22 protein-coding genes, 2 tRNA genes and 3 rRNA genes are annotated in these 23,517 nt (G+C 42.8%); 11 read left to right on the top strand and 16 right to left on the bottom strand.

The annotated features are described in order from the left end of the window. Positions 1 to 86: 86 nt before the first annotated feature. Positions 87 to 401, bottom strand: a complete 315-nt coding sequence (locus B9T34_RS11860) for a rhodanese-like domain-containing protein (RefSeq protein WP_086213338.1) — start codon at positions 399 to 401, stop codon at positions 87 to 89. A gap of 91 nt (positions 402 to 492) precedes the next feature. On the opposite strand from B9T34_RS11860, the gene B9T34_RS11865 reads away from it, so the two are divergent. From B9T34_RS11865 to B9T34_RS11875, 3 genes are all read left to right on the top strand, one after another. Beyond that, on the top strand, positions 493 to 981 hold the full coding sequence (locus B9T34_RS11865; RefSeq protein ID WP_086213339.1) for a YajQ family cyclic di-GMP-binding protein: 489 nt from the start codon (positions 493 to 495) through the stop codon (positions 979 to 981). Positions 982 to 1,010: 29 nt separating this feature from the next. After that, positions 1,011 to 1,517, top strand: coding sequence for a DUF4442 domain-containing protein (locus tag B9T34_RS11870; protein WP_086213340.1), 507 nt, complete (start codon positions 1,011 to 1,013; stop codon positions 1,515 to 1,517). 157 nt (positions 1,518 to 1,674) lie between these two features. Continuing rightward, positions 1,675 to 2,169 (top strand): nuclear transport factor 2 family protein, encoded by a 495-nt coding sequence (locus tag B9T34_RS11875; protein WP_086213341.1) that lies wholly within the window; start codon positions 1,675 to 1,677, stop codon positions 2,167 to 2,169. A gap of 61 nt (positions 2,170 to 2,230) precedes the next feature. Here the strand turns inward: B9T34_RS11875 and B9T34_RS11880 are convergent, their stop codons facing one another. The 3 genes from B9T34_RS11880 to B9T34_RS11890 form a co-directional block, all read right to left on the bottom strand. Further along, positions 2,231 to 2,596 (bottom strand): acyl-CoA thioesterase, encoded by a 366-nt coding sequence (locus B9T34_RS11880; RefSeq protein ID WP_416202713.1) that lies wholly within the window; start codon positions 2,594 to 2,596, stop codon positions 2,231 to 2,233. A gap of 73 nt (positions 2,597 to 2,669) precedes the next feature. Then, the gene (trxC, locus tag B9T34_RS11885) at positions 2,670 to 3,101 is read right to left on the bottom strand and encodes a thioredoxin TrxC (RefSeq protein ID WP_086213343.1); all 432 of its coding nucleotides are present in this window, start codon (positions 3,099 to 3,101) and stop codon (positions 2,670 to 2,672) included. Next, positions 3,102 to 3,998 (bottom strand): alpha/beta hydrolase, encoded by an 897-nt coding sequence (locus tag B9T34_RS11890; RefSeq protein WP_086213344.1) that lies wholly within the window; start codon positions 3,996 to 3,998, stop codon positions 3,102 to 3,104. It abuts the gene before it with no gap. 120 nt (positions 3,999 to 4,118) lie between these two features. Between B9T34_RS11890 and B9T34_RS11895 the strand changes: the two genes are divergently transcribed. Then, complete coding sequence (locus B9T34_RS11895; RefSeq protein WP_086213345.1) at positions 4,119 to 4,454, top strand: TIGR01244 family sulfur transferase; 336 nt, start codon at positions 4,119 to 4,121, stop codon at positions 4,452 to 4,454. Next, positions 4,447 to 4,869 carry a beta-lactamase hydrolase domain-containing protein gene (locus tag B9T34_RS11900; protein ID WP_086213346.1) on the top strand — a complete coding sequence of 141 codons (423 nt, stop codon included), beginning with the start codon at positions 4,447 to 4,449 and terminating at the stop codon, positions 4,867 to 4,869. Before B9T34_RS11895 ends, B9T34_RS11900 begins: the two co-directional genes overlap by 8 nt. A gap of 148 nt (positions 4,870 to 5,017) precedes the next feature. Here B9T34_RS11900 and B9T34_RS11905 read toward each other — a convergent pair whose 3' ends face one another. After that, complete coding sequence (locus tag B9T34_RS11905) at positions 5,018 to 6,871, bottom strand: Ig-like domain-containing protein (RefSeq protein WP_416202714.1); 1,854 nt, start codon at positions 6,869 to 6,871, stop codon at positions 5,018 to 5,020. Between the two features lie 87 nt (positions 6,872 to 6,958). Between B9T34_RS11905 and B9T34_RS19235 the strand changes: the two genes are divergently transcribed. After that, positions 6,959 to 7,024: a Vmc-like lipoprotein signal peptide domain-containing protein gene (locus B9T34_RS19235; protein ID WP_416202715.1), complete on the top strand. Its 66-nt coding sequence runs from the start codon at positions 6,959 to 6,961 to the stop codon at positions 7,022 to 7,024. 177 nt (positions 7,025 to 7,201) lie between these two features. Then, entirely contained in the window at positions 7,202 to 8,572 is a 1,371-nt protein-coding gene (locus tag B9T34_RS11910) for a dihydrolipoyl dehydrogenase (RefSeq protein WP_086213348.1), read from the top strand. Here B9T34_RS11910 and B9T34_RS11915 read toward each other — a convergent pair. The 10 genes from B9T34_RS11915 to ftsY form a co-directional block, all read right to left on the bottom strand. Further along, positions 8,567 to 9,112, bottom strand: coding sequence for a hypothetical protein (locus tag B9T34_RS11915; protein ID WP_086213349.1), 546 nt, complete (start codon positions 9,110 to 9,112; stop codon positions 8,567 to 8,569). The two genes, B9T34_RS11910 and B9T34_RS11915, sit on opposite strands and share 6 nt — an antisense overlap. 79 nt (positions 9,113 to 9,191) lie before the next feature. Next, positions 9,192 to 9,306: ribosomal RNA gene (gene rrf / locus B9T34_RS11920) — 5S ribosomal RNA — on the bottom strand. Positions 9,307 to 9,493: 187 nt separating this feature from the next. Then, positions 9,494 to 12,385: ribosomal RNA gene (locus B9T34_RS11925) — 23S ribosomal RNA — on the bottom strand. Between the two features lie 391 nt (positions 12,386 to 12,776). Then, a tRNA-Ala gene (locus B9T34_RS11930) sits at positions 12,777 to 12,852 on the bottom strand. Between the two features lie 50 nt (positions 12,853 to 12,902). Then, positions 12,903 to 12,979 (bottom strand) — tRNA-Ile (locus tag B9T34_RS11935). A 61-nt stretch (positions 12,980 to 13,040) separates the two neighbouring features. Further along, positions 13,041 to 14,578, bottom strand: a 16S ribosomal RNA gene (locus tag B9T34_RS11940). Together the 16S, 23S and 5S rRNA genes with 2 tRNA genes alongside form the textbook arrangement of a ribosomal RNA operon. Before the next feature lie 513 nt (positions 14,579 to 15,091). Continuing rightward, positions 15,092 to 15,721 carry a DUF2057 family protein gene (locus B9T34_RS11945; protein ID WP_086213445.1) on the bottom strand — a complete coding sequence of 210 codons (630 nt, stop codon included), beginning with the start codon at positions 15,719 to 15,721 and terminating at the stop codon, positions 15,092 to 15,094. Positions 15,722 to 15,881: 160 nt separating this feature from the next. Beyond that, positions 15,882 to 16,475: a nitroreductase family protein gene (locus B9T34_RS11950; protein WP_086213350.1), complete on the bottom strand. Its 594-nt coding sequence runs from the start codon at positions 16,473 to 16,475 to the stop codon at positions 15,882 to 15,884. A 150-nt stretch (positions 16,476 to 16,625) separates the two neighbouring features. Beyond that, complete coding sequence (locus tag B9T34_RS11955; protein ID WP_086213351.1) at positions 16,626 to 17,306, bottom strand: hypothetical protein; 681 nt, start codon at positions 17,304 to 17,306, stop codon at positions 16,626 to 16,628. A 197-nt stretch (positions 17,307 to 17,503) separates the two neighbouring features. After that, positions 17,504 to 18,607: a signal recognition particle-docking protein FtsY gene (gene ftsY, locus B9T34_RS11960; RefSeq protein ID WP_086213352.1), complete on the bottom strand. Its 1,104-nt coding sequence runs from the start codon at positions 18,605 to 18,607 to the stop codon at positions 17,504 to 17,506. Between the two features lie 163 nt (positions 18,608 to 18,770). Here ftsY and B9T34_RS11965 point away from each other — a divergent pair, with 163 nt between their 5' ends. Together B9T34_RS11965 and B9T34_RS11970 are read left to right on the top strand one after the other, a co-directional pair. Next, positions 18,771 to 20,180: a M16 family metallopeptidase gene (locus B9T34_RS11965; protein WP_139841270.1), complete on the top strand. Its 1,410-nt coding sequence runs from the start codon at positions 18,771 to 18,773 to the stop codon at positions 20,178 to 20,180. Between the two features lie 11 nt (positions 20,181 to 20,191). Beyond that, entirely contained in the window at positions 20,192 to 21,769 is a 1,578-nt protein-coding gene (locus tag B9T34_RS11970) for a M16 family metallopeptidase (protein ID WP_171265203.1), read from the top strand. A 361-nt stretch (positions 21,770 to 22,130) separates the two neighbouring features. On the opposite strand, the gene B9T34_RS11980 is transcribed toward B9T34_RS11970, so the two are convergent. After that, on the bottom strand, positions 22,131 to 22,490 hold the full coding sequence (locus B9T34_RS11980) for a hypothetical protein (protein WP_086213355.1): 360 nt from the start codon (positions 22,488 to 22,490) through the stop codon (positions 22,131 to 22,133). A gap of 243 nt (positions 22,491 to 22,733) precedes the next feature. Between B9T34_RS11980 and B9T34_RS11985 the strand changes: the two genes are divergently transcribed. Continuing rightward, positions 22,734 to 22,967: a hypothetical protein gene (locus B9T34_RS11985; RefSeq protein WP_086213356.1), complete on the top strand. Its 234-nt coding sequence runs from the start codon at positions 22,734 to 22,736 to the stop codon at positions 22,965 to 22,967. Between the two features lie 149 nt (positions 22,968 to 23,116). Continuing rightward, positions 23,117 to 23,503 (top strand): DUF2750 domain-containing protein, encoded by a 387-nt coding sequence (locus tag B9T34_RS11990; protein ID WP_086213357.1) that lies wholly within the window; start codon positions 23,117 to 23,119, stop codon positions 23,501 to 23,503. Positions 23,504 to 23,517: the final 14 nt, after the last annotated feature.

A 23,517-nucleotide genomic window follows, 5' to 3' on the forward strand; every position in this document is an offset into this window, starting at 1 on the left:
AAATGACAGATTTTAAAATAAACATCTCTTTTAAGTTTTGACTGCACATAAAAAAGCGCCTTACGGCGCTTTTTTCCAGGATGCTTTTAAGCACCTGCTTCCAGTGGCAAGCCAGCAGCTTTTGCTGCGCGCGTGCCGCCCATCAATACTACATAATTCCGCGCGCTATCAAAACCCTCTAGTTTTTCAGCCGCGCGAGGCGCTTTACTGCCGCCGCCGCATAAGATGTAAATTGGCTGATCCGACTCCACCTGAGCTAAGCTGTCTGCTGACAAATCATCGATCGGCTGATTTATAGCGCCTTTCACATGGCTTTCAGTAAAAGCTTTGTTGTCACGAACATCCCAGATAATCGCATTTTCTGGGAACTCAAATGTTGTAATTTCTTGCTTACGGATCATTGTGCACTCCTTTGATGTAAACAACACTTGGCAAATGAAGAAAACATCCCTAGCATCTCAGATATTCTTTCCATTTGTAAAGGTCTAATCCATGCCATCTTTTGATATTGTTTCAGAATTAGAAGTTTTTGAAGTAAATCATGCAGTTCAAAACACGCAAAAAGAAATTGCAACCCGTTTCGACTTCCGCGGTCAAGACGTGACGATTGAACTGAATGAAAAAGCAAAAGAAATCAAAATCAGTACTGAAAGTGATTTCCAATGTGAACAAGTGTACACCATGCTCGAAGGTCATTTCTTTAAGCGTAAAGTCGATATTCAAGCGCTTGATCCGCAAAAAATGACAGCTTCAGGCAAAAATGTGATTCAAGTGATTAAATTGAAAGATGGCCTTGACTCAGATACCGCGAAAAAAATTAATAAAGCCATTAAAGAAAGCGGCATTAAAGCGCAATCTTCTATTCAAGGCGATAAAATCCGCGTGACTGATAAAAAACGCGATACGCTGCAGCAAATTATGGCGTTCTTAAAAGAACAGCAATTTGGCGTGCCATTGCAATTCAATAACTTTAAAGACTAAGGCAGGTACTCTGCCAAGCAGAGGATCACATGACTCAGCGCAACCGTTTATCTAAACTGGTGCACAGCACCGCCAGATTCCCTCAAGGCATCCGCACCGCGCTGTGGTCCAAAGCCTTTGGCCGTATCGTTCCTATGGTCGGCACAGCCAAGATCCGTTACCTTGAAGTCAGCGCTTCACAGGTAACGGTAAGCTTGGCCAATCATAAAGCGATGCAGAACCATATTGGCCAGCTGCACGCCTGCGCGATGGCGCTGCTTGCTGAAACCGCAACGGGCTTTGTCTCCGCCATGAATGTTCCAGACAGCGCTATTGTGCTGATTAAAAGCATGAATGCTGATTTTAAACGTCCAAGCAAAGGTGCAATGACAGCAACTGCAACCTTAACCGCTGAACAGCAAAAACTCATGCAGAGTACAGAAAAAGGCGAAACATGGGTGAATGTCACACTTCAGGATGAATCAGGTGCAGCGCCAATCGAATGCCAGATGCTTTGGGCATGGGTCGCCAAATCCCACCTCAAAAAGAAAAGCTGAATAGCCCAGCAGAAGTTGATAAAAAAGTAAATAAAACTTACCTTTAGGTAAGTTTTATTGTTACGGAATTCTGACGCTCTGCAAACAGAATTGTTCTATTTAAAGCCTTCATTTCAGCTCAGTATGGCGATAGATCAACAATACCAAGAGCTGAACAATGAAAAAATTGATCCTGACTTCTGCATTATTATTGACCGCAATTCCCCTGCTGTCAGCCTGCAGTCAAAATCCATCGACAGCAAAAACCGCCGTCAGCACCGTATCCTCAGCTGATCAAGCCGCTGAAAATAAAAAAATAGTCATCGACTTTTATGAAGGTGTATTTCAAAAACATCAAGTGGCAGTCTATGCTGACCGTTATATTGGCAATCAGTATATTCAGCACAATCCGCATGTACCGGATGGCAAAGCGCCATTTGTTAATTATTTCACGCAGCACTTTAAAGACAATCCGCAAGCCAAAAGCGTCATTAAACGCGCTGCGGCAGACGGCGATTTAGTCTATCTGCACGTCCATTCCAAAGAGAATGCAAATGACCGCGGCACTGCGATTGTTGATATTTTTCGAGTAGAGCATGGCAAAATTGTGGAGCATTGGGACGTACAGCAGGATGTCCCTCCAGACAGCGCCAACAGCAATACCATGTTCTAATTTTAGATTGTCTATAAAAAAAGCCAGTTCAATGACTGGCTTTTTTAATTCAGATAAAGGCTTAAGCCTTATTTCCTGCAAACTTTTCTTTCGCTTCATCTGGAATGGAGCGCTTATTGCCTTTGACATCCACCGCAACGAAAGTAAATACGCCTTCCGTTACGCGAATCGGTTCGCGTGAACTGTCATGGCTGTCCCATACTTCAATTTGCATTTGAATTGAAGTATTGCCGACTTTGAGAATTTTGGTATAGCAGCTGATCACATCGCCAACTTTGACCGGAACCAAAAATGTCATTTGATTAATGGAAATGGTTGCACAGCGCCCTTTGCTGAAGCGCTCTGCATGAATAGCGCCTGCCAAGTCCATTTGTGACACAATCCATCCGCCAAAGACATCGCCGCTCCAGTTGGTATCTGCTGGCATTGCAATGGTTTGAAGGGAAAGCGTTCCCTCCGGTTTTACATGAGAATCTGACACAGTCACTCCAAGCCCTCTGTTACTTTTGGGCAGTTAATTGTTGATCCAGCCACTTTTGCAGTTCGCTTGATCGTAACGCACCGCTTATTCTAGCAATTTCGTCAGTTTTATTCATTAAGACCAATGTGGGAATGCTGCGGACATTAAACGCGCTGCTTAACCGCGGATTGGCTTCTGTATCAATCTTGGCAAAGACCACATTTGGGTAGCTCTTTGCCACCTGCGCAAAATGCGGCGCCATCATTTTGCATGGTCCGCACCATTCAGCCCAAAGATCGATTAAAACCGGCAAATCGCTGTTGCTGATAAAATTGCCAAAGTTCTGCTCATTCAGCTCAATAGGCACAAGCGGTATCAGGTTTTGATGGCATTGACCGCATGCAGGCCCAGCCGAAAGCTTTTCTTCAGGCACGCGGTTTTTCGCATTGCAGCTTGGACAAACAACAATCATTTAGCCTTCTCCAATATGTTGATTCAAAAAGTCTAATTGAAGCATGACTGCTTTATCAAACCATTTTCCATGATAAATATCAAAATGCTGCATATCCCACTCATGATAATCTGTATAAGGCGCGATATTGGTCGCAGCTTCGCGGCTGGTTTCCAAAGGAATCAGGCTGTCCTGCTTAGATGAGATATATAAGACAGGTACGGCAATGCGCCTTAAATTCTGGATTGGGCGGTAACGGATTAAATGGAAAAATACCCGCGCTGGAATTTCGCCGCTCCAGTAATAATCCGGATGCAGGATGGATTGATAGCCTTGATATGCATCAGCCGTCGCCACAAAGCAAAGTTCATGTTCAGAAACCACAGGCAGGGTTTTCGGCTGCATGCCCACCTTTGCGCCCATATAATCTTGACTGGAAATTTTTAAAGTCTTTGGCAGCAGATGCAGCGGATATTGCTTCGCGCTTTCAGCACCGTCGACAAAGGGATTCAGCGCAATCACCGCTTGAATATTTTTATTCTCAGACGCAATATCCAGCACATATCCAGCACTCAGTGAAATGCCCCACAGTACAATTTTACGGTTATCAATCGATTTACGCTGTGACACATGCTGCAGCATAGTGCGCCAATCTTCTAATTGGGCCTGTATTGAAACCAGCTCTCGCGGCCTTCCTGTACTGCCGCCCCAATAGCGGTAATCGAACAGGACAACGGCATAGCCCGCCTGCGCAAAGCGTTTCGCAAATTGAACCAATTTAAATTGACGCAGGCAAGCTAAGCCATGCGCCATAATAATCACCCCAGGCGATTGAACTGTTTTGGGCCGATAAAAATCTGCAGCAATCACCTCTTGCCCGCTTTTAACATAGAGCGGTTCAACCGTATAAGCGTGCATAGCTGCTCCAGAGTTTTTATGCTTGTAATCGTTTATAAAAATTTCAATACATCAAGCTCATGCTATGGCTTAATGCTATCATAAAGCATAATTCTATTATTTAAATTATGGAGTGACACCATGAGCGAAAATGTTGGCTTTACAGGTCAAATTAGCCCTGAGCATGTAACGCAAGTCGTTGAAAAGGGCTTTAAATCCATCATCAATAACCGTCCAGATATGGAAGGCGGCCCAGAACAGCCAACAAGCGCGCAAATTGAAGAAGCAGCGCGTGCCGCTGGCTTAGACTATGTGTTCCAGCCTGTTGTTGCCGGTCAAATTACCGAAGTCGATGTCCGAGCATTTGCCAATCACTTCAACGAATTGCCTAAACCTGTATTAATGTTCTGCCGTACAGGCAATCGCTCAAATAATTTATATCAGCTGGCCAAACAGATGGACCTGCTGGATGACTAAGCGCTTTATCCAAAGCTGTGCATTAAGCATTGCCCTAATCTGCTCCGCTGCGCCGGTAATGGCTGAAAATGGCAGTACTGCTTTAAGCAGCGCTGTCAGTACTGCAGGTCAAATGAATGCGGATAAATTTTCAGGCCTGCTGAAACAAGGCTTTAAATCCGTCATTGTCAACCGTCCAGACGATGAAACAGGCAATGCTGTAACCGTTTCAGAATTGCGCAATATTGCTGAGAAAGCGCATGTTAGTGTAATTTACCAACCTGTCACTAGCGGTAAAATTTCTCAAACAGACATTGCGGAATTTGCCAAATATTATCAAGAGCTCCCTAAACCGATCCTGATGATTTGCAGAAGCGGCACACGTTCAGCTGCATTATTTAATCAGGCCAAAGCTCAAGGTCTATTGCATGAATAAGCTTCTTGCTGTTGTGGTACTCTCTGCCCTGTTTCTAACCGGATGCAATTCTATGAATGTGCGTCCGACGGTTGGAGTCAGTGTGGGAACGGCTCTTTAGCCGAGCATAAAAAAACAGCGCCGAAGCGCTGTTTTTTTATTTTTAGCTTTATTTAATATCAAGCCAAGAAGTCACTGTTTTACCGCTAGGCACACTCGAAATGACTTTCACATCATCCCCAGTTGCACAACCTTTCAAACGCACGATATAACTTACTACTTCATTATTAGTTTTACCAAAAGTACTTGGTGTGAATAATTCCATGACTGTCGGCACTGTTACGTTGCCCTCACGAATTACAGCTTCACAGCTTAAGTTATTTGCATCAGTATTATCTTTCACTTCAACAGAGATCTGTGTTCCAGATGGCATTGGCACTGTTTTTTGCGAGTTGCCAAACACCTGGAAACTGAAATTGCCTGAACCGCTAGTAATAAATCCATTGCTGTCAAAACCGCTGCCCCACACATAAGTCGGAGTGTCATGCGCAAATGCAAATAGAATTTGCTGGCGTAAAACGCCGCTTAAGTTGTTGTCACATGTATTCGGAATATTAGGCTGAACGATAAGCGGTGTTGGCGTTGGTTTAGTCGAAAGACACTGCAAAGCACCTGCAGCTTTCTTATACAGGAACTCACCCACTGTATATAAAGTGTTCTCATCATCATCTCTGAAGAAATCACCAATATTCTCAGTTAAAATATCCGTGCCTGCGGTATATAAATTATCACCATCAATATCATTATAATCCTTATCGCCCTCAACATAAGCTAACACAGTCACGCGGTTGTCTAATGGACGAGGGCTCTGTGTGGTTAGGGTCACTGAACAAACGCCCTTATCATCTGTCATACAGTTAGGATCAACTTTACCGCCTTCGCTGACAAAACTGATGACCGTATCTTTGGGTACAGGGTTGCCTGTACGGTCAACCATACGGGCAACAATCGTTGATACATCTCCATCAATGTCGGTACGTAAAGACTGTTTAGACACAGACAGGCTGACCCCTTCCTGCGTCACACGACCAGAAGATACTTTAACGCCTTTAGAAATTGCGGACACTGATGGAGATGCCACCAACGTTGCTTTAATCTCTACAGGGCCAGGGATGTTGCCTGGATATAAATTAACGACGATTTTACCTTTAGAATCACTTTTTAAAGTTTGTACAGCCCGGTTGTTTAATGTCACAAAATGAAGATCATTTGGCGCTTTTTCCAAAGAGACCTCAACGTCTTTATCGCGTGCTGGGACACCATTCGCATACAGCGTGAACTCAATAGAACTAGATGCTGCTGACCCGCTGCTTTTAATCCCCAGGTTAACATCAGTCGCTGTTGTATAAACCAGAGAGTCTGCCGCCACTGCAGCAATATTCAGTGTAGTTGTCACTGATGATGAACTGCTAGGCGAAGATGCTGTAACAACAACTGGGCCTTCACATAAATCGCCATTCGAAGCAATGGCTTTATATGAAGTAATCACATTGCCTTGATTTGATGAAATAACAGATGCTGGATCAAATGTACCGCAGCTTGCTGTAAAGTTTACCGTTACATTATTCTGAGCGGTTGAACTATCATTTAATGTTTTTAAGGTAATATTTGTAGAAGCGCCAGATGCAAGGCTTGTAACTGCTGCAGCCAGATTTGATAGCGTCACGTTTAATGACTGCAAGGTAAAAGTAGCATCTTTTGCGTTTGCTGTATTGCCGTCGTATTCAGCAGTTGCTGAAATTTTATAAGCGCCTGTACTGCTTGCATCTTGAGGCGTCACAGAAATGATCGCTTCACCATTCGCATTGGTCACGACTGCACCATTCGAACTGCCAAAGACTACCCCGCCGCTTGAACTAAATGTCACTAAAGCGCCGCTGACGCCATTTCCAGACTGATCTGTCACTTTGACAGTAGCTGTTACACCCTCTGCTGTAATAACTGCAATCGAATTGCCATTCAAATCTTTCAGCTGAATTGCGCTAGCATTTAGAGATTTAACGGCTTCACCAGTATTCGGGTTCGTAGAAGGACCAGAATTTGAACCAGATTGCTGCTGATTATAATATCCATCACTGCCGCCACCGCCACAGCTTGCAAGCAATACCGCTATTGATACTGCTGAGAGCTTTAAAACAATTTGTTTCTTATCCATGGATACCCCAAACTCTTATTTTTTGAGTCGTTTATAAATATTTATTGGTTGATATGTAATCATAATTGATGCTTTATGTAAACAATAGCAAGAGAATTGTTTTTAGATGTTAAGTTTGTCTCATATACGGAGTTCAGCATGTACGACATCATTATTATAGGCGCTGGCACTGCTGGAATTTCAGCATACAAAGAAGCCATCAAACACACTCAAAACATCCTGATTATTAATGATGGCCCTTGGGACACCACCTGTGCCCGCGTCGGATGCATGCCAAGCAAAATTCTAATTGCCGCTGCAAATCGCGCCTATGAAATGCAAAATTTAAATGGTTTAGGATTAACTGCAAAAGTTGAAGTGGATACATCACAAGTGATGCAGCATGTACAGCAATTGCGTGACCGCTTTACCCAAGCTACCTTAAAAGATGTCGAATCATGGAAAACTGAACACAAAATTTCAGGCCACGCTGAATTTATTAATGCCAATACGGTTCAAGTCAATTATCAGCAGTATCAAGCCAAAAATTTTATTTTAGCGGTGGGAAGCTCTCCTAATATAGATGCAAAATTAAAAGAACAAATTAGTGACCGCTTAATTACTACCGATCAAATATTCGAATTAAAACAGCTCCCAGAATCCATTGCCGTGATCGGAAGTGGCGTCATTGCCATAGAACTTGCTCAAGCAATGCACCGACTAGGTGTCAAAACAGATATCTTTGCTCGCAGCCGTAAAGTCGGAACACTTGTCAGCAAAAACCTGCAGCAGCTTGCTCAAGATGAACTGAGTAAAGAATTGAATCTACACTTCGAAATCTTGCCCACAAAATACTCCCGTACCGAACATGGAGTAGAAATAAAGTACCGTCAAAATGATAAAATACAGGTTTTAAATGTAGATTACGTTCTTTCAGCAACTGGCCGTCAAACACTGCTAGACACATTGCATCTTGAAAAAATTAATAGTGATTTCAGTGATCTAAAAAAACTGCCTGTCGATCCTAATACAAAAAAACTTTCTGACTACCCCATTTATATTGTAGGTGATGCTCATACCAATACCCCCATTCAGCATGAAGCAGCTCATGAAGGCAAATTAGCTGTTCAAAATATATTGAGGAATAATCAAACTGCGAATGTAAAAACACTGGCGCCTTTAGGCATTATATTCAGTTCGCCAGAAATGGCTTCTATTGGACAAAATATCAAATGGCTTGAAAATAATGAAATAAACTTTATTACAGGCTTTGTTGACTATGCCAAGCAGGGACGCGCCATCGTTAATGCCAAAAACCAAGGTGCAGTCGAGATCTATGTAGATAAAGAATCCAGAAAAATATTAGGTGCAGAACTGTTTTGTCATGAAGCAGAACATCTCGCACATTTACTCGCATGGATGGTGGATGAATCGCTTACAGTTGACGATTTATTGGATAAGCCTTATTACCACCCAACAATAGAAGAAGGCCTCAGAACAGCTTTAAAACATGCAAGACGACAGCTATAAATTTTTATTTAGTTTTCTATGCTTATTCAAACGCTCAACTAGATGGGTGTCTACATATTTTATCAATGAATATAAAAATTGGGTTACACCTAATTTTCTTTGATTCTCATCAAACCATAGTATGAGTTTTTCTATTTGAGAGTATTCATATTTATGAAAATCTCTTAATTTTTGAAATTCATGTAAAGTAATATTTGATGCTATATAATTTTTATAGACCATAAAATCAGATCCTGAAGTTACTTCAATTTCTACATTTTCAAGTTGATGTGGCACTAACTGAACTTGAAAATTACGTAATAATTTAATCAAACTAAATATAGGATCCTTCGATGCTACAAATGAGAAATAGATAACTGTACCTTTTAATAAATCATCAATTCTTGCAATTTCACATAAGCTAGCTCTAAATAAGCTTGCACGTATTTGATCAGGTTTTTCTTTCAGATATTGATGTTGATCAATCAATTCTATCGGAGATGCAAAAAATCTAGCTGATTTTAATGCCTCTTGAATAGATTTATACTCCTTATTAGCCATTATTCTTTAATATCATATTTATTATTTCCCTCGCATAAAAAAACACCCCCTGAGTAATCAGGGGGTGTTTAGAATAATGAGCTGGCGATGACTTACTCTCACATGGGTAACCCCACACTACCATCAGCGCTAAGAGGTTTCACTTCTGAGTTCGGGAAGGGATCAGGTGGTTCACTCTTGCTATTGTCGCCAGCACAACTGTTATGGACTTGTTCGGGTCTTATTTACATCATTTGATGTATGCCTTACTTCGTACCAAATAGAATACATTAACAGGTATATTTGAGTTGCATATTTTGTTCTTCAGCGTTAACTAAATCAAGCAATTTTGATGAATATCGAATCAATTGATGCTTTATACAACAACTGTTTGGGTGTTGTATAGTCAAGCCTCACGAGCAATTAGTATTGGTCAGCTTCATGCGTCACCGCACTTCCACATCCAACCTATCAACGTCGTAGTCTTCAACGGCTCTTTAGAGGACATAAAGCCCTAGGGAAATCTTATCTTGAGGTAGGCTTCCCGCTTAGATGCTTTCAGCGGTTATCCCTTCCGAACATAGCTACCCGGCGATGCGACTGGCGTCACAACCGGTACACCAGAGGTTCGTCCACTCTGGTCCTCTCGTACTAGGAGCAGATCCTCTCAAATTTCCAGCGCCCACGGTAGATAGGGACCGAACTGTCTCACGACGTTCTAAACCCAGCTCGCGTACCTCTTTAAATGGCGAACAGCCATACCCTTGGGACCTGCTTCAGCCCCAGGATGAGATGAGCCGACATCGAGGTGCCAAACACCGCCGTCGATATGAACTCTTGGGCGGTATCAGCCTGTTATCCCCAGAGTACCTTTTATCCGTTGAGCGATGGCCCTTCCATACAGAACCACCGGATCACTAAGACCTACTTTCGTACCTGCTCGACTTGTGGGTCTCGCAGTTAAGCGCGCTTTTGCCTTTATACTCTACGCGTGATTTCCGACCACGCTGAGCGCACCTTCGTACTCCTCCGTTACTCTTTAGGAGGAGACCGCCCCAGTCAAACTACCCACCAGACATGGTCCTCGCTCCAGATTATGGAGCAGAGTTAGAACCTCAATATTACCAGGGTGGTATTTCAAGATTGGCTCCACCGAAACTAGCGTCTCGGTTTCAAAGCCTCCCACCTATCCTACACAAGTAAGATCAAAGTTCAATGTCAAGCTGCAGTAAAGGTTCACGGGGTCTTTCCGTCTAGCCGCGGGTACACCGCATCTTCACGGCGAATTCGATTTCACTGAGTCTCTGCTGGAGACAGCGCCCCCATCATTATGCCATTCGTGCAGGTCGGAACTTACCCGACAAGGAATTTCGCTACCTTAGGACCGTTATAGTTACGGCCGCCGTTTACTGGGGCTTCGATCAAGAGCTTCGCTTACGCTAACCCCATCAATTAACCTTCCAGCACCGGGCAGGCATCACACCCTATACGTCCACTTTCGTGTTTGCAGAGTGCTATGTTTTTAATAAACAGTTGCAGGGGCCTGGTTTCTGTGGCTGTCAACCGCTCAGGAAGCAAGTTCCATCACCGTCAACAGCGTACCTTCTCCCGAAGTTACGGTACCATTTTGCCTAGTTCCTTCAGCAGAGTTCTCTCAAGCGCTTTGGTCTACTCGACCTGACCACCTGTGTCGGTTTCGGGTACGATTCCTGTGTAACTGAAGCTTAGAGACTTTTCCTGGAAGCATAGTATCAGCCACTTCGCTAGTAAACTAGCTTGCTATCAGATCTCAGCATAGAGTACCCCGGATTTGCCTAAGATACATGCCTACATCCTTTCACCTGGACAACCAACGCCAGGCTGACTTAACTTACTCCGTCCTCTCATCGCATTACACAGAAGTATTGGAATATTAACCAATTTCCCATCGACTACGCCTCTCGGCCTCGCCTTAGGGGTCGACTCACCCAGCCCCGATTAACGTTGGACTGGAACCCTTGGTCTTTCAGCGTGCGAGTTTTTCACTCGCATTGTCGTTACTCACGTCAGCATTCGCACTTCTGATACCTCCAGCATACTTCTCAATACACCTTCATCGGCTTACAGAACGCTCCCCTACCACTTGCAATAAATTGCAAATCCGCAGCTTCGGCATATAGTTTTAGCCCCGTTACATCTTCCGCGCAGGCCGACTCGACTAGTGAGCTATTACGCTTTCTTTAAAGGGTGGCTGCTTCTAAGCCAACCTCCTAGCTGTCTATGCCTTCCCACATCGTTTCCCACTTAACTATAATTTTGGGGCCTTAGCTGGCGGTCTGGATTGTTTTCCTCTTGACTACGGACGTTAGCACCCGCAGTCTGTCTCCCGGATAGTACTCATTGGTATTCGGAGTTTGCATCGGTTTGGTAAGTCGGGATGACCCCCTAGCCGAAACAGTGCTCTACCCCCAATGGTATTCGTCCGAGGCGCTACCTAAATAGCTTTCGGGGAGAACCAGCTATCACCAAGTTTGATTAGCCTTTCACCCCTATCCACAAGTCATCCCCTGGCTTTTCAACGACAGTGGGTTCGGTCCTCCAGTTAGTGTTACCCAACCTTCAACCTGCTCATGGATAGATCACCTGGTTTCGGGTCTACACCCAGCAACTAAACGCCCTATTAAGACTCGGTTTCCCTACGGCTCCCCTATGCGGTTAACCTTGCTACTGAATGTAAGTCGCTGACCCATTATACAAAAGGTACGCAGTCACCGAACAAGTCGGCTCCCACTGCTTGTATGCATGCGGTTTCAGGATCTATTTCACTCCCCTCACAGGGGTTCTTTTCGCCTTTCCCTCACGGTACTGGTTCACTATCGGTCAGTCAGGAGTATTTAGCCTTGGAGGATGGTCCCCCCATATTCAGACAAGGTTTCACGTGCCTCGCCCTACTCGACATCATCATATAAGCCCTTTCGTGTACAGGACTATCACCGTCTACGGTCGCACTTCCCAGAGCGTTCCACTAGAACTTATATGACTTAATGGGCTGTTCCCCGTTCGCTCGCCGCTACTGAGGGAATCTCAATTGATTTCTTTTCCTAAGGGTACTGAGATGTTTCACTTCCCCTCGTTCGCCTCATAAACCTATGTATTCAGTTTATGATACCCGCCTTATAGCGGGTGGGTTTCCCCATTCAGAAATCTCCGGATCACAGGATATTTGCCGCCTCCCCGGAGCTTATCGCAGGCTATTACGTCTTTCATCGCCTCTGACTGCCAAGGCATCCACCACATGCACTTAATTACTTGACTATACAACCCCAAACAGTCGTTAACCCTTACAAGTGGGGTTAGCAACAGAGCTTGCCTTGCGGCTTGCTCATACAGTTGGCGTCTTGTGCATTTAAGCACTGTACAGCTTCAATTAGATTCATATACCAAAACGCTTGATTCAGTTAATTTCGCTAGTAACTCATATCTTTCATCTTCACATCACAGTAATAAATCACTGTTAGTGTTAATGTCAGTTATGAGTATGAACAAATTATTTCAACTCAAATATATTCTGTTAATGATTGATCTAGCCTTCGTCAGGTCTAGACGCTGTGATAAATCACAGAAGTTAATAAAATGTAAACCAATGTCTACTTCTTACTAATTTCTATAATCTAACTTCTTAGCTTATATATTGAAGAACAATATATGGTGGAGACTAGGAGAGTCGAACTCCTGACCTCCTGCGTGCAAAGCAGGCGCTCTACCAACTAAGCTAAGTCCCCAGCTTATCAATAAGTCAATGTATCTATTAGGTTAGCTAGCTAATCAGATTTGGTGGGTCTGACAAGACTTGAACTTGTGACCCCACGCTTATCAAGCGTGTGCTCTAACCAACTGAGCTACAGACCCTCAGATACATCGTCATGAAGAACAACTTGTTGTGGATTCTTACCGGTCGTCAATCTTTCGTTAAGGAGGTGATCCAGCCGCAGGTTCCCCTACGGCTACCTTGTTACGACTTCACCCCAGTCGTCGGCCACACCGTGGTAAGCGTCCTCCTTGCGGTTAGACTACCTACTTCTGGTGCAACAAACTCCCATGGTGTGACGGGCGGTGTGTACAAGGCCCGGGAACGTATTCACCGCGGCATTCTGATCCGCGATTACTAGCGATTCCGACTTCATGGAGTCGAGTTGCAGACTCCAATCCGGACTACGATCGGCTTTTTGAGATTAGCATCCTATCGCTAGGTAGCAACCCTTTGTACCGACCATTGTAGCACGTGTGTAGCCCTGGCCGTAAGGGCCATGATGACTTGACGTCGTCCCCGCCTTCCTCCAGTTTGTCACTGGCAGTATCCTTAAAGTTCCCGGCATTACCCGCTGGCAAATAAGGAAAAGGGTTGCGCTCGTTGCGGGACTTAACCCAACATCTCACGACACGAGCTGACGACAGCCATGCAGCACCTGTATCAGAGTTCCCGAAGGCACCAATCCATCTCTGGAAAGTTCTCTGTATGTCAAGGCCAGGTAAGGTTCTTCGCGTTGCATCGAATTAAACCACATGCTCCACCGCTTGTGCGGGCCCCCGTCAATTCATTTGAGTTTTAGTCTTGCGACCGTACTCCCCAGGCGGTCTACTTATCGCGTTAGCTGCGCCACTAAAGCCTCAAAGGCCCCAACGGCTAGTAGACATCGTTTACGGCATGGACTACCAGGGTATCTAATCCTGTTTGCTCCCCATGCTTTCGTGCCTCAGTGTCAGTATTAGGCCAGATGGCTGCCTTCGCCATCGGTATTCCTCCAGATCTCTACGCATTTCACCGCTACACCTGGAATTCTACCATCCTCTCCCATACTCTAGCCAACCAGTATCGAATGCAATTCCTAAGTTAAGCTCAGGGATTTCACATTTGACTTAATTGGCCACCTACGCACGCTTTACGCCCAGTAAATCCGATTAACGCTCGCACCCTCTGTATTACCGCGGCTGCTGGCACAGAGTTAGCCGGTGCTTATTCTGCGAGTAACGTCCACTCACTATAGGTATTAACTATAGGAGCCTCCTCCTCGCTTAAAGTGCTTTACAACCAAAAGGCCTTCTTCACACACGCGGCATGGCTGGATCAGGGTTCCCCCCATTGTCCAATATTCCCCACTGCTGCCTCCCGTAGGAGTCTGGGCCGTGTCTCAGTCCCAGTGTGGCGGATCATCCTCTCAGACCCGCTACAGATCGTCGCCTTGGTAGGCCTTTACCCCACCAACTAGCTAATCTGGCTTAGGCTCATCTATTAGCGCAAGGTCCGAAGATCCCCTGCTTTCCCCCGTAGGGCGTATGCGGTATTAGCATCCCTTTCGAGATGTTGTCCCCCACTAATAGGCAGATTCCTAAGTATTACTCACCCGTCCGCCGCTAGGTAATGTAGCAAGCTACATCACCCCGCTCGACTTGCATGTGTTAAGCCTGCCGCCAGCGTTCAATCTGAGCCATGATCAAACTCTTCAGTTTAAAATCAGTAGTACCTTTAAAGGGCACCAATCTTGGCTCATCAATTTTCTGACAAATATTTCTCAAATAAACTTCGAGTAATTTCTACCATCAATCAATGAAAATAATTTCGATCGATCAACCAGTAAAAATCCACACAAGTTGTTCTTCATAATCTCTTAATGATCTTCTTGCTGATTCGTCACCAGCAAGCTAGGTCGGCTATATTACTCTAAATCTCTTCAAAGTCAACTGGTAATTCAAATTATTTTAAACTTTCTTTCTAAAACCCAATCTTAACACTTCGTGCTAAGTTGCTGTTTTATCAGAAGTTTTAATCTTCATCACCGCCGATGGATGTGCATTCTACAGCATTTCACATCAGGCGCAATACCTTTTTTAAGTTTATTTGTTTGAGTGGATATTTTTTATACCAAATTCACTCTTTTGGCTAAAAATATTGCAAATATGCGCTTCCTTCAGCCTCAAAAATAAAAAAATCAGCGAAATGCTGATTTTTTTTAGATGTTGGATTTATTGTTCTGCAAGCCAACTCATAAATTTTTGACGCTCTTGTTTAGATGATTGCTGCCATAATTGAATTAATGGTATCTGTGAATTTTCGCTGTTAACTTTCTGCTCATTCTTTAAAGTATTCTGATTGCTGATTTCTCCGCCCATCTTGGCTGTTGACAATTCCCCAGCATTTTTTGTATCACTTAACAGCACTGTATTGCTAAACCAGTTTTTTTGTTCAGCTTTATCACCCTGTTGCTGTGCTAACAATGTATTTTGCTTATTGTACAAAGCAAATATGGGCTGATCTTTATATTTTTTTGCTTCATCAAAGTCTTTAGGGGCCTCTAATAAAGCTAACTTATAAGTTTCACCATCTTTTAATGATGGTGTCTTTATAGCAACAATACCTGATTTTAAAATATCATGTGAATTATCGGCATGTTGATAATAGCCTGAATATCGAACACTCAGCGTGCTTTCACCTGCATTGATTTTATATTGGCTCTTAGACAAAAACCCGCCGTTAATTTCTTGACCATTCACAGCCACAATTTTAATGTCTTCTGGAACTGTAATAGTCACAGCTGAAATTGCTGTACAGCTCACCATCAATGCTGAAATTAATGCAGTTAATCTAAGTATCATCTTGCTTTGCTCATTCATTTTAAATTTTATTGCATAGTGCAGTTCATTAATGACATTTTAATGACAGCCTCCCATCTCAGATTCATAGGCAAGGCTTTAGGTGAAATCGCATATAAAAAAAGAGCACCGAAGTGCTCTTTTTCTATTTGCAAAATCTCTTTTAATTAAAGCTTTTGAAACGCTCTGAATTTTCAATAAATGTTTTTTCGCCTGCAGGCGCTTCAATTGAACCAAATACTAGCTGTGCACGCAATTTCCAGCTTGCAGGGATATCAAATGTTTGCGCGACTTCTGTATCAACAACAGGATTGTAATGCTGTAATGATGCACCAATATTTTGTTCAGCCAACGCTGTCCAAACTGCAAATTGCGCAATGCCTGTAGAGTGTTCTGACCAGACGGGGAAATTATCTGCATACAGCGCAAACTGTTCTTGCAAAGCTTTTACAGTATCTTGATCTTCAAAAAACAATACCGTGCCATAACCTGCTTCAAAACTGCTGAGCTTTGCATCTGTGTTTGCAAATGCCTCGGCAGGAACCATTTTACGCAATGTTTCGCGCACAATGCTCCAAAATTTAAGATGTGATGCACCATATAAAGTCACTACGCGTGAAGTTTGTGAGTTAAATGCTGAAGGGCTAAAACGCACAGCTTCTTGAATAGTTTGTTCAATCACCTGCTGACTTTGTGACACATTATTACCAATTGCATAAATGGTACGGCGCTGTTTGATTTGATCTAGAAACGACATTAGAAACCTCTTTTTATTGTCTATAACACTTGTTTGAATGAGTTCATCATATGCTATTTTCATAAAACAAAAATGACCAAAACTACGACATAGTGTTTTAAATATAGAACAATCTTATCTCTTTGAGCATATCCATTGCCTATTTCAAACTCAAAGATAAATTCTGAATTTTTCATGATCCTCCTGCTGATCTACCTCAGCATTGAATTCTTCTATTGAACCAAATACCAGCTGAGCACGGATTTTCCAGTTTTGAGCAATATCCAGATGCTCTTCTGCATACTGAATAGAAGAGTCGTAATGATGCAAAGATGCCCCAAGTCCAATATCTGTCAATGCTGACCATACAGCAAATTGCGCCATACCCGATGCCTGCTCAGACCATGTATCAAAATTTTCTGCATGCATTGGAATATTTTTCTTTAATTGCGTGATTACAGTCTGGTCTTCATAAAATAGAACCGTTCCAACACCTGCTTCCATTTGGCTGATTTTTGCATCTATTGCTTCAAAGATCATATTAGGAACATTTCTTTTTTGGACTTCCTTTACCATTGTCCAAAATTGATGATGTGATTCGCCTAACAGTAATGCGACTTTTGACGTCTGTGAATAATGTACTGGGCAACTCTTAACAGATTCTTGAACCAATTCCGCAATATAAGCCTGACTGAATGCAATCTTAGAACCAAGCACATATGCACTTTGCCGCTTTTTCAATTGGTTTATAAATATAGATTCTTTCGAAATAGCATTCTGCTTCTTGGTCAATTTAAAATCTTTAGTTAAATCTGCAGTTAAAACCTGCCCTATTTTATTGAAGATTTCCACAATACCCTCTAAATGCTTTGATTTTTAAATTACATAATATTTTTCTATATTTTATTTAGTTTATTTATTATTTTCATGCGCTTAATTCTTAAACATGGTGTTTAAAAGTACAATCAGCATCCTTTTAAACAACAAACTCCGCACTAGACGGAGTTTATGTGATCAATCACTCAATAATTCATCTCAACAAAGACTGCCTACTTATCAGTTTCAAATAGTGCAGCAACAAATGATTTTGCAGAAAAAGGACGCAAGTCATCAATTTTCTCACCAACACCAATAAAGCGGATTGGAACATGAGTCCGGCTAGCAATATTAAATAAAACACCGCCTTTTGCCGTACCATCCAATTTTGTAATGGTGATACCTGTTAAACCTACGGCTTCATCAAACATTTCAACCTGATTAATCGCATTTTGACCTGTACCGGCATCTACGACCAGCATCACCTCATGCGGCGCAGTTGCATCAATCTTCTGCATCACACGTTTAACTTTGGTTAATTCCTGCATCAGGTTGCTTTTGTTGTGCAATCGTCCAGCTGTATCAGCAATCAATACGTCTACACCTTTAGCACGCGCACTCTCAAAGGCATCAAAAATAACCGATGCACTGTCTGCGCCATGCCCTTGCGAAACCACTGCAATGTTATTGCGCTCACCCCAGATTTGGAGCTGTTCAGTCGCTGCAGCTCGGAATGTGTCTCCGGCAGCCAGCATGACTTTTTTGCCTTCGCCCTGTAAACGTTTCGCGAGTTTGCCAATTGTGGTTGTTTTACCAACACCATTTACACCAACAACCAAAATCACGTAAGGACCTTTATTTGGGTCGATATGCAAAGGCTTAACACGCGGCGCAAGTAGAGCAACTAGCTCTTCCTGAAGCGCTTTATATAAAGAATGCGAGTAGATTAAGTCGCCGCGCGCAGTACGCTCTGTTAAATTTGCAATAATCGTTTTGGTTGCATCTACACCAATGTCTGCAACCAGCAGCTGCTCTTCGACTTCTTCAAGAAGCTCATCATCAATTTCTTTACCGCCGATAAGGATATTGACCATTCCATCAGCAAAGTTCTTACGGGTTTTGGTTAAGCCGACTTTCATCCGGCTGAAGAAACCGCCTTTTGCCTGTTCTTCTTGCTGCTCAATTTCTGATGCTACAGGCTCAGAAACTGCTGTTTGCTCTTTTGGAGTTTCAGCTATAGGCACGTTGACCGCAGGTAAACTCGGTAATGTGACATCATCATCTCCGATATCAGCATCAATCAAAAAATTATTCTGCCCATTAGATTGCTGTTGCATGCCGAATCCTTGAAAAGCACTGCGTTTAAAAAAGCTGATTCTAGCATAAGTTATTTATTTTTGAGCTTTTCAGGGCATGTCATTCTGCAACACACTAAAAAACAACAGCATGCACTTGCGTTCATATCCTAGTTTCTAAACAATAGAAGTAAATTATGTCTTTATGCTTGGAAGCGCAGTGTCCAAAAATTTATTATCATCCATTATTCAGCACCGATTCTTTTACACCCGCGCACTTACAGCAAGCTTCATCTGTTTAGGTTTAATAAGCCCAATCTTACATGCAGAAACACAAGGGCAACTCGCAAGAACCACTTTCGAAACCACACTTAAAAACGGCCTAAAAGTAATCATCCGCGAAGATCACCGCTCGCCTATGGTCATGACGCAAATTTGGTACAAAGTCGGAAGCACCGATGAATCCGGCAATACACTGGGCATTTCACATGCACTTGAACACATGATGTTCAAAGGGACAAATAAAGTTCCCAAAGATGAATTTACCCGCTTAAGCCGTATATATGGCGGCAGCATCAATGCGGCAACATTTACAAACTACACCAACTACTACCAGCTCTATCCTAAAACCTATTTTCCCATGGCGCTTGAATTAGAAGCTGACCGCATGAGCAATTTACTGCTGCGCCAGCAGGATTTTGAAACCGAAATCAAAGTCGTCATGGAAGAACGCCGCCAGCGTACCGATGATAGTCCGCGCGCTTTGGCATTTGAACGTTTTAAATGGATTTCTTATCCAACCAGCCATTATCGCCAGCCCGTAATTGGGCATATGAAAAACCTTCAGAACATTCATCTGGACGATTTAAAGAAATGGTACCGCGACTGGTATACCCCCAATAATGCGGTTTTGGTCATTGTGGGTGATGTAGAATCCGAAGCGGCCATCCACCAAGTACAAAAGTATTTTGGTGATATTGCTGCGAAGAAAACCCCACCGCGCAATGATGTTTTAGAATTTGAGCGTGTCGGCTACCGCCACATGGAAATTGAGTCGAATGTTCAAGTGCCTAATCTTTACATGGCCTGGAACGTCAAATCTTTAGCAACTGCAAAAAACCCTCAAGATGCTTATGCTCTAGCCATTATCCGCAGCATTTTAGACAGCGGGATTTCATCACGCCTGCAGCAGCGGCTGGTGCGAGACAAAAAACTTCTTACCGCTGTCAGCGTTTCTTATGACCCATATAACCGCGGTGACAGCTTACTGAGTATTTCAGCCTTGCCTGCAGATGGTGTTGCTATGCAAGATGCGCAGAAAGCGCTGCAAAGTGAAATTGATCTGTTAAAAAATGAATTAGTCGATCCAAATGAAGTTTCGCGCATTACCGCCCGCTTTGTTTCAAATTTAATTTACAGTCAGGATGATATTTCAGGACAGGCCAAAATGATTGGCAATCTAGAAGTAAACGGTCTGAGTTATCGACTAATGGATGAACTGCCGAAGCATTATGAAAATGTCAGCCCACAGGATATTCAGCGTGTGGCCAATGCCTATCTTATTAAAGACAATCTAAGCACTTTATATCTGACACCTGAAAGCAAAGCGCAATAATGGAATATCCTATGCTAAAAATATCCGCCTTAATGCTCTACGCTCTGCTTGCTTGTGCCACTCAAAGCTTTGCTGAAGACGTTGATACTTATTTGAATACTGCGCCCGATATCAATGATAACCCAAGTCAGCTGCAGTCTATTCCTATGCTGCAAAGCCTGCGGAATTTAAAACAGCAAGAATCTCGCGCGCCTTATGTCCATGATTTAAAGAACCGCTATAAAGTCCGAACTTTATTTGTGGAATCGCAAGATTTACCCATGGTGGATATTCAGCTGACTTTTAATGCTGGCTCTTCACGTGATTTAGAAATTGGCAATCAACTGTATGGTTTATCCAATATGGCAGCCAGCCTGATGGATGAAGGCACAGAAAAGTATACAGCCAATCAAATTGTCAGCGCCTTTGAACAAAACGGCGCCCAATTTTCCATTAAAGCCTACCGCGACATGTTTATTGTGCGCTTACGAGTGCTTTCAGACCCTAAAAAACTAGAGCCAGCTTTAGCCATGATGGTTGAGGTTTTAAAAAACTCAACTTTCAAAAATAACAGCATCAATATGGTGCTGAGCAATACCCAGGCGGGTCAAAAACAGCTGCAGGAAAACCCCAGCAGTCTCATGAGTATTCAATTTTATCGTGAAATCTATGGGCAGCATCCCTATGCGCAGCCTATTACAGGCACCAATGGCAGTCTAAAGAAAATTACTACAGAAAATTTAAAGCAGTTCCGCGATAAATTTCTTGTCGCACAAAATATGAATATTGCAATCACTGGAAAGCTCAATGCAAAGGAGGCACTAAAACTTTCAGAGCGTATTGCAGGCAATATCAAACAAGGTGAGAAAGCACAGCCGCTGCCTGCGCCAATCGAAAAAAATTCGCTTAATATTGTGCATATGCCTTATAACTCAGAACAGGCACATGTCACTTTTGGGCATTTAGGCACGACACGTGATGACCCCGACCGCATAGCTTTAGAAATTGGCAATAAAATGTTTGGTGGCGGCGGCTTTAATGCCATTTTGATGCAGGAACTTCGAGTTAAGCGCGGCTATACCTATGGCGCTTATAGTGCATTCAGCTTTAGCCAATCACCTGGCATGTTCAGTTTCAGCTATTCCACACGGCAAGATCAGTTGGTTGACAGTATTCGAGTAGCGCATAAAGCGCTTACAGATTTTGTTCAGCAGCCGATTGACCGCAAACAACTTGAAGAGGTTAAAGCTGGAATGCTGCGCGCTTATCCCAACAATTACAGCAGCAATGCTTCCATCAATGCGCAACTGGGACTCTTGGGTTTTTACAACCAGCCTGCTGAAGCATTAGATCAATACCCTAAACAGCTGCAAAAAATTACTGCTGAAGATGTACAAAAAGCTATCCGAAAACATGTGCATCCAGACCAGCTGACACTTTTAGTGGTCAGCAAGGATTTAGAAAAAGCCAATATCAGTGAGATTCTGCAGGACAACTTAAACCCGAGGACAGAAGGGCTGGAGAATGATCTCCCTATGGCCGTTCCTCAGTTACCGCCGGCAACTGATGCGCCCGTTCAGACTCTGAATGATATGCATGCATCAATTTAAGATACTGGCCCATAGATATTTCGGTCTCAAGCGTCAAAGCCTGCGCTAAATTTTGTGATTCTGGACAGCTCTGCTGTTCAGCAATGCGCAGTACATGATGAAACTTCTGAGAAGAAATGGGCCGGTTCAAGGCAAATAAGCCTAAAACAATGATGAGCAGAATGATAAAACAGATGAATAGGTTATAAATCTGTTCGAGTGTTATTTTTAATCTGAATTGAAAAATACTTTTATGAATGCGCTTTAAGTCAATAGACATACACTACCTCGAATTCAAAGTAGTGTATGTCTGCATTAAAATAAGTTCAAGTCAGTCTGATCAATTCTCCGTCAGACTCGCCAGCAGAGAGCGATATAGAGCCTATTGAACAATTCGTTGAATAACGGCGAAATATAAAATCAATGCAATAATTGCCAGAACAATTACCACCGCAAAAATACTGAGCCCGCCTTCTGCATGCGCTGGATGCAAATCATCATCATCCGCGATGCGAAGCAGTTCACCATTGTATAAGTCGTAAAACTCTTCACGCTGCGCAACATCCAATTCACGGGTAAAATCATATACCCGCTTGCGCTGCGCCAATCCGAATTCCCCCATATGAATCTCTTGATGAAAAATAGCTTCATCAAGTTTTTGGCGATGCAAATGCGCTAACGCAACCACCTGTTCCGCAGTAGGAGGCATATCAAAATTCAAACCGTCTAATATTTTAGTCATCATCCTTCTCCTTATTGTTAACGTCTTCTTATCTAAACATATTAATAAAAAATACAACCGATCATTGTTTAATCATGTAAACTATCAAACATATAGAATAATTTACATAGATGGTTGACTTTTCCAGCTTATTGTAATATTAATTTAACAATACTTAACTATAGTAGTTATTGATAGGGCGAAGTAGGCACCTATCTGAAGTAGGCAGATGTAAGCATAATTAGAATAAGGAGTAACTTAAATATGATGCAACAAATCTCTCAGCATGACTTAGAACATGTATATGCAAATGCAGTAAATACAATTCAATCTCAAATGAATTTTTCAGATGCGGTAAAAGAATTGGAAGGCGCTGCGCATGCTGGACATGGTAAAGCAGCATTGTTCTTAGCAGAACTTTATTATCAAGGTTTCCGCGTAGAACGTGATTCGCTCAAAGCGCAGTACTGGCAAAAAATGGCCACATTGCAAGCATAATAAAACGTCACTTAGGTGGCGTTTTTTTTGCCCCTTATATTTGTAGCCCCATCAAAACAACATATTTGCTTACGATTTTCAGCAAAGCTTACACATTCATTTAATATGCTTTCCTTAAAATAGATAAAACAGCATTATTTTTGGTTCCAATGACTCAGCATCAGCATTTCAAACACTTACACCCCATCTCTAAAGAACTTTGCTTTAAAATTGCAATTTTAAAAAGCATGATGTATTGCGGTGTACTTTGGGGCCTTTATCATGAAGGCTGGGCAATGACCAGAGATGGTGAAGACTCAATATTTCCATTCTGGCTGAATGGCCTGCAGGCGCACAAATATGCGCAAAAGCATTGGCCTCATTATCAGCCTAAAAAGATAACACCAGCAGATTTTGAAAATTCACTTCTTCCAACTTTAACTCGCCTGAACGTTACACCTGCGCTTTGCAATTCAAGCAATCACAAGAAGCTGAAATTAAGCACACAGCTTATGCGCCATTTCTTTTTTTCAAATCAAAGCACCCGTTTTGCTTAACATTTACAATATTT

This window comes from Acinetobacter sp. ANC 3813 (assembly GCF_002135435.1).
In the GTDB taxonomy this organism is placed as follows: domain Bacteria; phylum Pseudomonadota; class Gammaproteobacteria; order Pseudomonadales; family Moraxellaceae; genus Acinetobacter.

What these genes read in the sequence shown, in the direction of transcription:
- B9T34_RS11860 (WP_086213338.1), bottom strand. Translation starts at nt 401, where the DNA reads ATGATCCGTAAGCAAGAAATTACAACATTTGAGTTCCCAGAAAATGCG.
- B9T34_RS11865 (WP_086213339.1), top strand. Translation starts at nt 493, where the DNA reads ATGCCATCTTTTGATATTGTTTCAGAATTAGAAGTTTTTGAAGTAAAT.
- B9T34_RS11870 (WP_086213340.1), top strand. Translation starts at nt 1,011, where the DNA reads ATGACTCAGCGCAACCGTTTATCTAAACTGGTGCACAGCACCGCCAGA.
- B9T34_RS11875 (WP_086213341.1), top strand. Translation starts at nt 1,675, where the DNA reads ATGAAAAAATTGATCCTGACTTCTGCATTATTATTGACCGCAATTCCC.
- B9T34_RS11880 (WP_416202713.1), bottom strand. Translation starts at nt 2,596, where the DNA reads ATGCCAGCAGATACCAACTGGAGCGGCGATGTCTTTGGCGGATGGATT.
- trxC (WP_086213343.1), bottom strand. Translation starts at nt 3,101, where the DNA reads ATGATTGTTGTTTGTCCAAGCTGCAATGCGAAAAACCGCGTGCCTGAA.
- B9T34_RS11890 (WP_086213344.1), bottom strand. Translation starts at nt 3,998, where the DNA reads ATGCACGCTTATACGGTTGAACCGCTCTATGTTAAAAGCGGGCAAGAG.
- B9T34_RS11895 (WP_086213345.1), top strand. Translation starts at nt 4,119, where the DNA reads ATGAGCGAAAATGTTGGCTTTACAGGTCAAATTAGCCCTGAGCATGTA.
- B9T34_RS11900 (WP_086213346.1), top strand. Translation starts at nt 4,447, where the DNA reads ATGACTAAGCGCTTTATCCAAAGCTGTGCATTAAGCATTGCCCTAATC.
- B9T34_RS11910 (WP_086213348.1), top strand. Translation starts at nt 7,202, where the DNA reads ATGTACGACATCATTATTATAGGCGCTGGCACTGCTGGAATTTCAGCA.
- B9T34_RS11915 (WP_086213349.1), bottom strand. Translation starts at nt 9,112, where the DNA reads ATGGCTAATAAGGAGTATAAATCTATTCAAGAGGCATTAAAATCAGCT.
- B9T34_RS11945 (WP_086213445.1), bottom strand. Translation starts at nt 15,721, where the DNA reads ATGATACTTAGATTAACTGCATTAATTTCAGCATTGATGGTGAGCTGT.
- B9T34_RS11950 (WP_086213350.1), bottom strand. Translation starts at nt 16,475, where the DNA reads ATGTCGTTTCTAGATCAAATCAAACAGCGCCGTACCATTTATGCAATT.
- ftsY (WP_086213352.1), bottom strand. Translation starts at nt 18,607, where the DNA reads ATGCAACAGCAATCTAATGGGCAGAATAATTTTTTGATTGATGCTGAT.
- B9T34_RS11965 (WP_139841270.1), top strand. Translation starts at nt 18,771, where the DNA reads ATGCTTGGAAGCGCAGTGTCCAAAAATTTATTATCATCCATTATTCAG.
- B9T34_RS11970 (WP_171265203.1), top strand. Translation starts at nt 20,192, where the DNA reads ATGCTAAAAATATCCGCCTTAATGCTCTACGCTCTGCTTGCTTGTGCC.
- B9T34_RS11980 (WP_086213355.1), bottom strand. Translation starts at nt 22,490, where the DNA reads ATGACTAAAATATTAGACGGTTTGAATTTTGATATGCCTCCTACTGCG.
- B9T34_RS11985 (WP_086213356.1), top strand. Translation starts at nt 22,734, where the DNA reads ATGATGCAACAAATCTCTCAGCATGACTTAGAACATGTATATGCAAAT.
- B9T34_RS11990 (WP_086213357.1), top strand. Translation starts at nt 23,117, where the DNA reads ATGACTCAGCATCAGCATTTCAAACACTTACACCCCATCTCTAAAGAA.